Genomic DNA, 12,642 nt, shown 5'->3' on the forward strand with positions numbered 1-12,642 from the left:
GCCGCGCGCGCGTCGCTGCGGCTGGCGCTGCGCCACGGCCTGTTGCTGCGCGCGCAACGCATCGGTTTCTATCTGCCGCAGGGCGGCGAGTTCGACGTTCACCCCCTGCTCAATCAGGCGCTGTGCATGCAGCGCGACTGCTATCTGCCGATTCTGCCGCGCCGTGGACGGGTAATGCGCTTCGGGCGCGTCGGGCGCGACACGCGCATGTCGCCGAACCGCTACGGCATTCCCGAGCCGCTGGATGCAAAGCCGCTGCGCGCGCGCCAGCTCGACCTGCTGCTGATGCCGCTGGTGGGATTCGATCTGCAGGGTCATCGCCTGGGAATGGGCGGCGGTTACTACGATGCGACACTGGCTTTCATGCAGCACCGGCGGCTGTGGCGCAAGCCGCGCCTGGTGGGCGTCGCCTACGAATGCCAGCGGGTGGAGGCGCTGCCGCACGAACCGTGGGACATGCCGCTCGACGCGGTGCTGACCGAGCGCCGGCTGCACCGCTTCAACTCGAGCCCTCGCTGAACCGGCGTCGGCCAGGCGGTATTCAGTCCTTCACGATTTCGCGGTCGAGTTCGCCACTTCTCAGCTTGTTTTGGTAGTCGGTCAGCATCGCCCGCACCTTGCCGCTCAGCAGATAAAGCCCCAACAGGTTGGGAAAGGCCATCGCCAGCACCAGCAGGTCGGTGAAGTCGACCATGTTGGACGCGCTCGCCACCGAGGCGATGACAATGAACACGAGGAAGGCCACCCGGTAGGCGATCGAGGTCCGTTCGCCGAAGAGATAGGCCCAGCAGCGCTCACCGTAGTAGGACCACGAGATCATGGTGCTGTACGCGAACAACACCACCGACAGCGTGAGGATGGCCGGGAACCAGTCCGACACCGTGGCGAATGCCACCGAGGTCAGCGCCGCCCCCTTGCTCGCTTCACGGATCGCCAGGGTGGCCGGATCGTTGTAGACGCCGGTGATGACGATGACCAGCGCAGTCATGGTGCAGATGATGATGGTGTCGATGAAGGGTTCGTAGAGCGCGACCATGCCCTGGCGGATCGGGTACTTGACCGAAGCGGTCGAGTGCACGATCGCGGCCGAGCCGAGGCCGGCCTCGCTTGAGAACGCTGCGCGCTTGAAACCCTGCACCAGCGCACCCACCATGCCGCCCGCCACCGCGATCGGCGCAAAGGCTTCGGTGACGATCTTGGCGATCGCCTGCGGGAGCTGGTCGATGTTGCCCAGGATGATCCACAGGCAGGCCGCCAGGTAGATCAGGATCATGCTCGGCACCACCGCTTCGGCGGTGTGGGCGATGCGGCGCAGGCCGCCGATGATGACCACGCCCACCGCCACCCCCATGATGAGGCCGTAGGCGATCGGCGTGTCTTTGAAGAAAGGGATCTGCTCCTGCACCGCGCCCAGCGACTGGCTCACCTGGAACGCGCTGCCGGCACCGAACGAGCCGAGCACGGTGAACACGGCGAACATGCCCGCCAGGACTTTGCCGGTGCGCGGCAGATTGAATTCGGCGAAGCCCTTGGACAGGTATTCCATGGCGCCGCCCATGATGTGTCCGTCGGGACGCACCTCGCGGTAGCGCTGCGCCAGCGTGGCCTCGGTGAATTTGGTGGTCATGCCGAGAAAGCCTGCGACGATCATCCAGAACGTGGCCCCTGGCCCGCCGATCGAAATCGCGATCGCAACGCCAGCGATGTTGCCGAGCCCGACCGTGGCGGAAAGCGCGGTGGTCAACGCCTGGAACGAGCTCACCTCGCCCTTGTCGTCCGCCGTATGGTACTTGCCCCGCAACACCCTGAATCCGTGACGCATCATGCGCAGGTTGACGAAGCTGAAGCGCAGGGTCAGGTAGACCGCGCCGATTATCAGCCAGGCGACGATGAAAGGCATCGACGCTTCGCCGGGAAACACGTCGTAGAAGATGACACTGGCGAGATAGCCATTCAGGCTGCCGAAGAAGGCGTCGATTCGGCCAGGCTCGGCTGCCTGGGCGAACTGCGAAAACAGCGCTGCGGCTGCGAATGCGAAGAACCGATAAGGATGAACCACCGCCTGACCCCATTGAAATAATTTGTTATCGGCGGCAACGATAGCAAACTTGTGGCCCTAACGGGCTGCGCTGCGCGTGCGTCCCTTCCGGAAAAACAAAGGCCGACCCATGGGTCGGCCTTTGCTCGGGCACGTCTTCAGATCACTTCAGGCTCAACACCCATTCGACAATCTTCTCCACGTCTTCATGCTTGACCTGTGCGTTCGGCGGCATGGGAACCGGCCCCCACACCCCTTTGCCGCCGGCTTTCACCTTGGCGACCAGCTTGTCTTTCGCGGTCTTGTCGCCGGCATATTTTTTGGCCACGTCCTTGAAAGAAGGACCAACAATTTTCTTATCCACGCCGTGGCAGGACATGCACGCGTTTTTCTGGGCCAGCGCCTGTTCGGAATCGGCAGAAGCGACGCCGGACATGGCCAGCAGGGCAGCGGATGCTGCAGTCATCATCAATTTCTTCATCATTACAGTGTCTCCGTGGAGGTCGGGTTGAGCGCGCGCTATCTGTCTAGCCACTATCGCGCCTCCAATATTAAGGAAAATCCTCCGCCACGCAAGACATGGGCCCGTCTTTTTGCTAGCCGGCCCGGTAAAACATTGTTATTCGCGTTCGACCAGTTCGCGGTAGGCATGCCAGCTGGCGTGCCCCAGCCAGGGGAAAACCACCGCCATGGCGATGAAATCCGTCGCCATTCCGATGGCGATCAGGCCCGCAATCAATGCCCCCCACAGCAGCATTACAGGGAAATTGAGCCGGGTCGCCATGAAGCTGGCGACCAGCGCGGTGGCGAAATCGACCTTGCGGTGCAGCAGCATCGGCAGCGATACCACCGAGAGGCTGAACATCATCAGCGCCAGCACGCCGCCGAACGCCAGGTAGGCCAGCACGAAATCGGTATGCTGCCGCACCGCATTGATGCTGAGCAGATCGGACAGGCCGCCGATGCCCGAACCGCTGAGGAAAAGTCCGACCAGGATCGCCGATGTGCGCTCCCATGAAATCAGGACGAACACCAGCATCACGGCGAACAGCCCCAGGGAGGATGGATTGGCGCGCCACGCCAGCAGGGGAACGAACAGTTTGGGGAGCTTGTGATGATGCTCCAGCCGGTGGCTCAGGCAATAAAACACGATGGCCAGCGCCGGAGCGACGAACAGGAAGCCCGAAGCCAGCGCCATCGCCAGATGCGGCCTGTCCTCCGCAGCATGCACCAAACCGTAGCCCAGCAGCGCGAAGACGGCTCCATAGAACAGGCTCAGCGGCCACGCCCGGGCAAAATCCTTTGCGCCGTCGCGCAACCAGCGCAGCGGCTGATCGAATGTCACGCGGCGGATGCCGGGCAGATTCATATGGGCGACCTGCGGATGGAAAACCGCGGGTTCGGTGTGTGTGCTCATGATCGCTCCCAATGACAAATCAACTGCCTGTTTGATAGCAGGCGCCGCCACGGGTTCCTAATAGCAAATGCTGATAAACCCCTTATTCCAGCACGCCGGCCAGGTCGGTCAGCGGCGGCCGGCATTTATATCCATCAGGGTAGGCCGTTCCGCCGCAGACCCAGGCAGTGGGGCGATCCGGTTCCGGCTTCGCCAGCGCCTGCGGCAGGCTCAAGCCATTGGGCAAGGCCAGCAGCATGTCGCGCGCACCGAGTTTCGGCGTCAGCGCCAGCACCCATGCGCGCAGGGCGGATTCCGGGCCGCGCAGCAGGATCGTCCGCGGCGGCGCCAGCGCTTCGTCGAGCACGGCCAGCAGCGTCGGATAGGCGACCGGCTGCTGGCCCAGGTGCGCGTAGAACAAGCTCAGGCAGCGCGCGCCGGCATCGAGGTAACGCGCCTCGCCGAGCAGATGCCCGAGCCGCTGCAGCGCAAACGCGGCGACGCCGTTGCCGGACGGCGTGGCGTTGTCGTAGCCCGGCTTGGGGCGAATGATGAGCGCTTCATGGTCGTGGCTGGTGAAGAAAAATCCGCCGGCGTCCGGATCCTCGAAATGCGCCAGCAGCGCATCGGCGAGTTCGCACGCCCAAGCCATGTCGGCCTCGCGGTAACGGGCCTGCAGCGCTTCCAGCAGCGCATCGAGCAGGAAGGCATAGTCGTCGAGATAGGCATTGAGCCGCGCTTCGCCGCGCTGGAAGCTGGCGCAGAGTCGCCCATCGCGCCACAGATTCACATGCAGAAAATCGATTGCCGCATGCGCCGCCTCCACCCAGTCGGTACGGTTCATCACCCGCCCGGCATGCGCCAGCCCGCCGATCATCAGCGCGTTCCAGCTGGTGAGCTGCTTGTCGTCGCGCCCCGGCCGCACGCGGGTTTCGCGCGCGGCAAACAGCCTGGCGCGCGCGCTTGCCAGCCGTGCTGCTGCCGCCTCTGCGGTCAGTCCCAGCTCGGCCGCAACGTCCGCCAGCGGGCGCGCGAGGATGGGATTCCAGCTGCCGTTTTCGAAATTCGGCGGCAAATCGAAGCCGTAGACCGGCGCCGCCACCGCATATTCCTCGGTCGAAAGCAGCGCCCGCACCTGATCGGGCGTCCACACGTAGAACCTGCCCTCGTGGCCTTCGCTGTCGGCGTCGAGCGCGGAATAAAAACCGCCGTCCGGCGCGCGCATCTCGCGCAGCAGCCACTCGACGATGCCCTCGGCGGTGTCCCTGAACAGCGCTTCGCCGGTCAGCGCCCAAGCATCGGCATACAGATGCAGCAGCGGGCCGTTGTCGTAGAGCATTTTTTCGAAGTGCGGAATCGCCCACTGCGCGTCCACCGAATAGCGGCAGAAACCGCCGCCGAGCTGGTCGCGCACACCGCCGGAAGCCATCTTGCGCAGAGTGAACAGCGCCATCTCGCGCGCCTGCGCACTGCCGCCGCGCTGTGACTCGCGCAGCAGGAAGAACAGTTCGCCCGGACGCGGGAATTTGGGCGTGGGCGAAAATCCGCCCCACACCGGATCGAAGGCCTGCGCCAGATCGTGCAGCGCAGCGGCAAACGGCGCAGCGCTCAGGCTTTGGCCGCTGCCCTCCGGCGGCTGCTGCGCCAGCGTGTCGCGCAGCGCCGCGTTCTGCGCCAGCACTTCGCCGCGCCGCTCGCGCCAGGCGCGGGCGACGTTTTCCATCAGGTCGATGAAGCCCGGCAACCTGTAGCGCGGCGTCTTGGGAAAATAGGTGCCGGCGAAGAACGGCGTCTGGTCGGGGGCGAGAAACACCGTCAACGGCCAGCCGCCGCCGCGCTGCGCCAGCAACTGGTGCGCCGCCTGGTAGATCTGGTCGAGGTCGGGGCGCTCCTCGCGGTCGACCTTGATGTTAACGAACAGCCGGTTCATCACCGCCGCCACCTCGGCGTCCTCGAAGCACTCGTGCGCCATCACATGGCACCAGTGGCAGGCCGAATAGCCGATCGACAGCAGGATCGGCTTGTCCTCGCGGCGCGCCTTTTCCAGGGCTTCTTCGCCCCACGGATACCAGTCGACCGGGTTGTCGGCGTGCTGCAGCAGATAGGGGCTGGGTTCGGTGGCGAGACGATTGGGCATGGCGGCGTTTTGGGTTCGGCACGAAGCAGGACAGACGGGCCGTCATCGAGACGGCATTCAAGCCTGGCGCGCCCCTCAATAATAGTTGATAAAATCGGTCAACAATTGTACGCTCACTGCCCGTCGCCTAAAACGCAGGAGCCCCCCATGTCGCAAGAATTATTCGCCGCCGCCCGCTCGGGCGATGCCGTCCAGATCAAGAACCTGCTTGAGGCCGGCGTGGCCCACGATGCCGCTGACGAGGCCGGCGAAACCGCGCTGATGCACGCCGCCCACGGCGGCCACGTCGCGGCGGTGCAGGAGCTGATCGCCGCCGGCGCCGACGTCAATGCCAAAGCCCAGCAGGGCTGGACCGCGCTCGCCAAGGCCGCCTACAACGGCGAGACCGGGTGTGGCTACGTCGAGGTCATCGACGTGCTGCACCAGGCCGGCGCCTCGCTCGACGAGCGCATCTTCTTCGGCATCACGCCGCTGATGCTGGCCGCCGGCGGCGGCGATGCTTCGGTGGTGGAATGGCTGATCAACAACGGCGCCGACGTGCTCGCCGTCAACGAGGGCGGCCGCACCGCACGCATGATGGCGAACGACAAGTTCTACGTGGACGTGATCAACCTGCTGACCGATGCCGAGCGCCAGCTCGGCGTTTCCGAAGAGGGCGCCTGCCCGACGACCAAGAGCGTGGTCAAGCCGCAGGTGGTCAACCTGATGAAGCCGGCCACGCACTGACCGCGCGCCCGGCTGGCGCGATCAGCGGTCCAGCCAGCCGATCAATTCCTGCCACTGCTCGATGTCGCGCGCGGCGACATGGTGCGGCAGGTCGAACAGGCTCTTGCCCTCGAACGCGGCGTTGACGTAGTGCTGGGTGTTGCGCAGGCAAGCCAGCACCGGCAGGTCCTGCTGCGCCATGAACTGCTCCAGGGTGACGCCGGCGCGGGTGCGCGGATCGACGCGCATGCCGACCACGCCGACGAAGGCATGGCCCTTGCGCACGGCCTTTTCGGCGTGCAGCGCGGCAAGGAATTCCTGGCTGGCGCGGATGTCGAACAGCGACGGCGCGATCGGCACCACCACCTTGTGCGCGAGCTTCAGCGCGCGTTCCAGATTCCTGCCGTGCAGCCCGGCGGGCGAGTCGATCACCAGCCAGTCGCCACCGCCCTTCTGTCCCTCGCGCAGCAACCCGATGTCCGGCAGCGCCATGTCGCGCATCGCCAGCCAGTGGGTGGCGGATTTCTGGCGGTCGAGGTCCAGCATCGCCACGCGCTCGCCCGCTGAGGCCAGATAGCCGGCGAGGTTGGTCGACAGCGTGGTCTTGCCGCTGCCGCCCTTGGGGTTGGCCACCAGAATCACGCGCATGCCGGTTTCCCCTCTTCTGCCTACAATGCCTCGGCGCTATACGTCACCGCCAGCGTGTGGGTTTCGCCCGGCGCCACGGTGACGACGTTGTCCATCGCGTTGGCCGACTCGACGCAGACCATTTCGCGCCAGCCGGCGCCGGATTTGCCGCGGCCCATGTCGCCCATCTTGTCGGCCTTTTCCGCCCACGGCGTCCACACCACGGTGGACAGCGAGCCGGTCTTGGCGATGCGGATGCGGCGCTTGAGGCCGGGGTCGACGATGACGCAGTCGGCCGGCGTGTCGACGTAGACACGGTCGACTTCTCCGTTGAAGGCGATGTCGCCGCGTTGTTGCTTGCGCGCGAAGTTGTCGACCTTGTCGTGGTAGTCGCTGCCTTCGAGGCCGATGACGCTCACCGCGCCGATGTCGCTGATGTGCAGGTAGGTGTGCAGCGCCTCGCCGATTTTCACCGGGGCATCGCCGGTATTGGTGGTGGCGAGCCGCATCTCCAGCTTGTCGCCCACCACCACGGTCAGCGTCAGCTGGGTGGGGTGTGGCCACTGCGCGCGGGTCTGCTCGTTGTCCACCAGCTGCAGGGTGATTTCGGTCCTGGCATCGTTGCGCTTGCGGCTGCCAATGACCGTCCACAGCACGGTGCGGGCGAAGCCGTGCGCGGGGTAGCCGGATTCGGCATCGTGCGCGCCGAACCACGGCCAGCACACCGGGGCGCCGCCGCGGATGGATTTGCCGGCGGCGAACTTGGCGGCGTCGGACACCCACACCAGCGGCTCTCGCTGCGATTTGGGACGGAAACTCACCACGTGCGCGCCCTGCAGGCAGAGCGTCGCGCGGCCGCCATGGTTGTCGATGTCGGCGTAAGTCAGGCCGCCCGCGCCCACCCGGAAGCTCAGCTGGCCGGGGATGGCGAAGCGCGCCAGCGGGTCGGCGTGCACCTGTGCCTCGGTCGGATGCTCGACCAGACTGACGTCGCGCACCGCGCCGAAGGCGGCGGACGTCGTCATCGCCGCATAGGCGCGCAGTGCGGCCGACACGGCGCGCGTCCGGCTGGCCGGCTTCCACGCGGCGGCGCCCCTGGCGTCCATCGCGGCGCGGCGGCGCTCCAGTTCGGCGTCCGTCACGCGCAGGCTGATCGTGCGCTGCGGGATGTCGATGTCGATCATGTCGCCCTCTTCGACCAGGCCGATGTTGCCGCCCTCGGCCGCCTCCGGCGAGGCGTGACCGATGGAGAGCCCCGAAGTGCCGCCCGAGAAGCGGCCGTCGGTGATCAAAGCGCAGGCCTTGCCGAGGTCCTTGGACTTGAGATAGCTGGTCGGGTACAGCATTTCCTGCATGCCGGGGCCGCCGCGCGGGCCTTCGTAGCGGATCACCACGACGTCGCCGGCGACGATCTTGTCGCCAAGGATGGCTTCCACCGCGGCGTCCTGCGATTCGAATACGCGCGCCGGCCCGGAGAATTTCCAGATGCTTTCATCGACGCCAGCGGTCTTGACGATGCAGCCGTCGGCCGCGAGGTTGCCGTACAGCACCGCCAGCCCGCCGTCCTTCGAGTAGGCATGCTCGATGTCGTGGATGCAGCCGTTGACACGGTCGTCGTCGAGCTTCGGGAAGCGGCGGTCCTGCGAGAACGCGGTCTGCGTCGGCACGCCGCCGGGCGCGGCGCGGAAGTAGTCCTTCACATCCTTGTCTTTGGTGCGGCGGATGTCGTAGACGTCGATCTGCTCGCCCAGGGTCTTCATCAGCACGGTCGGCACCTCGCGGTGGACGAGGCCGCCGCGCTCCAGCTCGCCGAGGATCGCCATCACGCCGCCGGCGCGGTGCACGTCTTCCATGTGATAGGTCTGGATCGACGGCGCCACTTTGGAGAGATGCGGCACGCGGCGGCTCATGCGGTCGATGTCGGCCATGGTGAAATCGACGCCGGCCTCGTGCGCGGCGGCCAGCAGATGCAGCACGGTGTTGGTCGAGCCGCCCATCGCGATGTCGAGCGCGATGGCGTTCTCGAAGGCGTCGAAGCTGGCGATCGCGCGCGGCAGCACACGGGTATCGCCGTCCTCGTAATAACGGCGGGTGTTGCGGACGATCAGGCGCGCGGCGGCAAGGAACAGGTTCCTGCGGTCGGCGTGGGTCGCCAAGAGCGAGCCGTTGCCCGGCAGCGAAAGTCCCAGCGCCTCGGTCAGGCAGTTCATCGAGTTGGCGGTGAACATGCCCGAGCACGAGCCGCAGGTCGGGCAGGCCGAGCGTTCCAGCTGGTTGACCTTGTCGTCGCTGAACTTGGCGTCGGCCGCCGACACCATGGCGTCGACCAGGTCGAGCTTGATGGTCTGCTTGTCCCACACCACCTTGCCGGCTTCCATCGGCCCGCCAGAAACGAACACCGTGGGGATGTTCAGCCGCAGCGCGGCATTCAGCATGCCGGGGGTGATCTTGTCGCAGTTGGAGATGCACACCAGCGCGTCGGCGCAGTGCGCGTTGACCATGTACTCGACCGAGTCGGCGATGAGGTCGCGGCTCGGCAAGCTGTACAGCATGCCGCCGTGCCCCATGGCGATGCCGTCGTCGACCGCGATGGTGTTGAATTCCTTCGCCACGCCGCCGGCCGCCTCGATTTCGCGCGCCACCAGCTGGCCCATGTCCTTCAGATGCACGTGGCCCGGCACGAACTGGGTGAACGAGTTGGCGATGGCGACGATGGGCTTGCTGAAATCGCCGTCCTTCATGCCGGTGGCGCGCCACAGCGCACGCGCTCCCGCCATGTTGCGGCCACGGGTGGTTGTCCAGGAACGGTAGTCAGGCATGATGCTCACTCAATCTATAATCAGCCTCGCATTTTACCCGGGCGCTTCGCCAAATCCCTAGCCCCTAACCCCTGACTCCTGGCCCCCTTATACATGCTCGTCCATCCGCAATTCGACCCCGTCGCCCTGCAGCTCGGGCCCGTCGCCGTCCACTGGTACGGCCTCATGTATCTCATCGCCTTCATCCAGGTCATCCTGCTCGGGCGCTGGTGCATCGCGCACCGGCCGTGGACCGGCTGGAACGCGCAAATGCTCGACGACGTGCTGTTCTACGGCGTGCTCGGCGTCATCCTCGGCGGCCGGCTGGGCTACGTGCTGTTCTACAAGCCGGCGGAATACCTGGCCAACCCGCTCGACATCCTCAAGCTGTGGGAAGGCGGCATGAGCTTTCACGGCGGCTTCCTCGGCGTCATCATCGCGATGGCGCTGTTCGCGCGCCGCCACCGCCTGCGCTGGCTCGCCGTCACCGATTTCATCGCCCCGCTGGTGCCGCTGGGACTCGCCGCCGGGCGGCTCGGCAACTTCATCAACGGCGAACTGTGGGGGCGCGCCACCGACCTGCCGTGGGGCATGCTGTTCCCGCAGGCGGGCGACGGCATCGCACGGCATCCCTCGCAGCTGTACCAGTTCGCCGGCGAAGGCCTGCTGCTGTTCGCCATCCTGTGGCTCTATTCCAGCAAGCCGCGCCCGGTCGGCGCGGTTTCCGGCGTGTTCCTGATCGGCTACGGCAGCCTGCGCTTCCTCGCCGAATTCGCCCGCGAGCCCGACAGCTTCCTCGGCCTCTTGGGGCTCGGCCTCTCGATGGGGCAATGGCTGTCGCTGCCGATGGTCGTCGCCGGCGTCGCCATGCTGCGCTGGGCGCAGCGCAGCGCGTGATCGAGCGACTGTGGAAGCTGGGCGGCTGGCTCGGCATCGTCGTCACACTGGTGGTTTCGCTTTCGCCCCCGATGCTGGGCGAAAGCGGCAGCCACGCCGACAAGATCGTCCACTTCGCCGGCTATGCCGTGCTGATGTTCTGGTGGGCGCAGCTCGTCGTGGAGCGGCGCTGGAAGCTCGCCGTTGCGGTGGCGCTGTTCGGCGCCGCCATTGAACTGCTGCAGGGCCTCACCCCCAACCGCCAGCCCGATGGGCTCGACGCGCTCGCCAACAGCGGCGGCGTCCTGTTCGGCTGGCTCGCCGCCCGCGTCCTGCCCAATCTGCCCGCCTGCCTCGCCGCGCTTTCCGCATCGCGCCGCTGAAGTTATAATCCGCCGCACTGGGGCGGTAGCTCAGCTGGGAGAGCGTCGCGTTCGCAATGCGAAGGTCGGGAGTTCGATCCTCCTCCGCTCCACCAAATTCAAATCCAACAAGATGCAATAAAAAATGCATAAGCCCGCGTAATGCGGGCTTTTCTTTGCCCAGTTGGTGCGCACCGCCATTGCGATCCAAAGCAGACCTCCCGCTTACCGCAAATTTCGCTCAATGGTTCGGCCCGGGTCGGGGAATCAACGTGGCTCGACCCTACCCGGCCTGACAGCGTCGCCTCGCCCATCATGCGAGCGCCGCTTGTTACCGCCGCGGCTGCAGCAGCTTCGCCACCAGCCCGGTCCAGCCGGTCTGGTGCAAGGCGCCCAGGCCGCGCCCGCTGTCGCCGTGGAAATATTCGTGGAACAGGATGTGGTCGCGGAAGTGCGGGTCGCTGTTCTGTTTGTCGCTGGCGCCGAAAAACGGGCGGCCGCCCTGGCCGTCGCGGCGGAAGATGCCGATGAGGCGGCGCGTCAGTTCGTCGGCGATTTCATCGAGGCACAGCTCGCGGCCTGAGCCGGTCGGGCACTCCACCTTCAGCCCCTCGCCGTAGAAATCGGCGAAGCGGTAGAGGGCGTTCACCAGCAGATAGTTGACCGGGAACCAGATGGGGCCGCGCCAGTTGGAATTGCCGCCGAACAGGCCCGACTCCGATTCCGCCGGCTGGTAGTTCACGCTCACGGGGTGGCCGTCGAGGGAGGCCAGATAGGGCTGGTCGCGGTGTGCGCGGGAGAGCGAGCGCACGCCGTAGGCGGACAGGAATTCGTCTTCATCCAGCATGCGCTGCAGCAGGCGCCGCATGCGATGCGGACGCAGCAGCGACAGCAGGCGGCGGTTGCCGCGCCCCGGCTCCATCCAGTGGGAAACCAGCGCCGCGAGCTCGGGGCGGTACTTCATGAACCACTCGAGCCGCAGCTTGAAGCCCGGCAGGCGTTCGAGCAGTTCCGGCTCGAGGATTTCGACCGCGAACAGCGGGATCAGCCCGACCATGGAGCGCACCCGCAGCGGCGTCATGCTGCCATCCGGAAAGCGCAGCACGTCGTAGAAGAACTGGTCTTCCTCGTCCCACAGGCCGATGCCCTGGTCGCCGATGTTGTTCATGGCGCGGGCGATGTAGAGGAAGTGCTCGAAGAACTTGGTCGCGATGTCCTCGTAGACGTGGTTGGTCTGCGCAAGCTCGAGGGCGATGCGCATCAGGTTGAGGCAGTACATCGCCATCCAGCTGGTGCCGTCGGCCTGCTCGATGGTGCCGCCGCCCGGCAGCGGGCGGCTGCGGTCGAGCACGCCGATGTTGTCGAGGCCGAGGAAGCCGCCCTGGAACACGTTGTGGCCGGCGGGATCCTTGCGGTTCACCCACCAGGTGAAGTTGAGCAGCAGCTTGTGCAGGATGCGCTCGAGGAAAGCGGTGTCGCCGCGGCCGCCGTTGGCGTCGCGCTCGCTCCGGTAGACCTCCCACGCGGCCCAGGCGTGAACCGGCGGGTTGACGTCGCCGAACGCCCATTCGTAGGCGGGGATCTGCCCGTTGGGGTGCATGTACCACTCGCGCGTCATCAGCACGAGCTGCTCCTTGGCAAACGCGGGGTCGACCATGGCCAAGGGGATGCAGTGGAAGGCGAGATCCCACGCCGCGTACCAG

General features: G+C 66.1%; 10 protein-coding genes, 1 tRNA gene and 1 pseudogene. 5 read left to right on the forward strand and 7 right to left on the reverse strand.

The genetic code is table 11. The features are described from left to right. The coding region (locus BGO62_RS04710) for a 5-formyltetrahydrofolate cyclo-ligase (RefSeq protein ID WP_296639790.1) at window positions 1-519 on the forward strand (519 nt) is incomplete at its 5' end. A gap of 22 nt (window positions 520-541) precedes the next feature. On the opposite strand, the gene BGO62_RS04715 is transcribed toward BGO62_RS04710, so the two are convergent. The 4 genes from BGO62_RS04715 to BGO62_RS04730 all read right to left on the reverse strand — a co-directional run bounded on the left by BGO62_RS04715 (window position 542) and on the right by BGO62_RS04730 (window position 5,571). Then, window positions 542-2,059, reverse strand: coding sequence for an alanine/glycine:cation symporter family protein (locus BGO62_RS04715; RefSeq protein ID WP_296639792.1), 1,518 nt, complete (start codon window positions 2,057-2,059; stop codon window positions 542-544). A gap of 142 nt (window positions 2,060-2,201) precedes the next feature. After that, entirely contained in the window at window positions 2,202-2,522 is a 321-nt protein-coding gene (locus BGO62_RS04720; RefSeq protein ID WP_296639794.1) for a c-type cytochrome, read from the reverse strand. Between the two features lie 135 nt (window positions 2,523-2,657). Continuing rightward, window positions 2,658-3,455: a DUF2189 domain-containing protein gene (locus BGO62_RS04725; protein ID WP_296639795.1), complete on the reverse strand. Its 798-nt coding sequence runs from the start codon at window positions 3,453-3,455 to the stop codon at window positions 2,658-2,660. Window positions 3,456-3,537: 82 nt separating this feature from the next. Then, window positions 3,538-5,571: a thioredoxin domain-containing protein gene (locus BGO62_RS04730; RefSeq protein ID WP_296639797.1), complete on the reverse strand. Its 2,034-nt coding sequence runs from the start codon at window positions 5,569-5,571 to the stop codon at window positions 3,538-3,540. A 147-nt stretch (window positions 5,572-5,718) separates the two neighbouring features. On the opposite strand from BGO62_RS04730, the gene BGO62_RS04735 reads away from it, so the two are divergent. After that, on the forward strand, window positions 5,719-6,297 hold the full coding sequence (locus BGO62_RS04735) for an ankyrin repeat domain-containing protein (RefSeq protein ID WP_296639799.1): 579 nt from the start codon (window positions 5,719-5,721) through the stop codon (window positions 6,295-6,297). 21 nt (window positions 6,298-6,318) lie between these two features. On the opposite strand, the gene BGO62_RS04740 is transcribed toward BGO62_RS04735, so the two are convergent. Then, a complete protein-coding gene (locus BGO62_RS04740; RefSeq protein WP_296639801.1) occupies window positions 6,319-6,924 on the reverse strand; it encodes a ParA family protein in 606 nt (201 codons plus the stop codon). Window positions 6,925-6,944: 20 nt separating this feature from the next. Further along, window positions 6,945-9,722, reverse strand: coding sequence for a dihydroxy-acid dehydratase (gene ilvD, locus BGO62_RS04745; RefSeq protein ID WP_296639803.1), 2,778 nt, complete (start codon window positions 9,720-9,722; stop codon window positions 6,945-6,947). A gap of 93 nt (window positions 9,723-9,815) precedes the next feature. Here ilvD and lgt point away from each other — a divergent pair, with 93 nt between their 5' ends. From lgt to BGO62_RS04760, 3 genes are all read left to right on the forward strand, one after another. Further along, window positions 9,816-10,598, forward strand: coding sequence for a prolipoprotein diacylglyceryl transferase (gene lgt, locus BGO62_RS04750; protein ID WP_296639805.1), 783 nt, complete (start codon window positions 9,816-9,818; stop codon window positions 10,596-10,598). Next, window positions 10,595-10,960: a VanZ family protein gene (locus BGO62_RS04755; RefSeq protein WP_296639806.1), complete on the forward strand. Its 366-nt coding sequence runs from the start codon at window positions 10,595-10,597 to the stop codon at window positions 10,958-10,960. The genes lgt and BGO62_RS04755 overlap by 4 nt, the downstream gene beginning before the upstream one ends. A gap of 19 nt (window positions 10,961-10,979) precedes the next feature. Beyond that, window positions 10,980-11,055: transfer RNA gene (locus BGO62_RS04760), tRNA-Ala, on the forward strand. Window positions 11,056-11,270: 215 nt separating this feature from the next. Here the strand turns inward: BGO62_RS04760 and BGO62_RS04765 are convergent. Then, window positions 11,271-12,642 (reverse strand): annotated as a pseudogene (locus BGO62_RS04765) (glucosidase); the annotation flags it as partial.

The organism is Thiobacillus sp. 65-1402 (assembly GCF_001897685.1).
In the GTDB taxonomy this organism is placed as follows: domain Bacteria; phylum Pseudomonadota; class Gammaproteobacteria; order Burkholderiales; family Thiobacillaceae; genus Thiobacillus.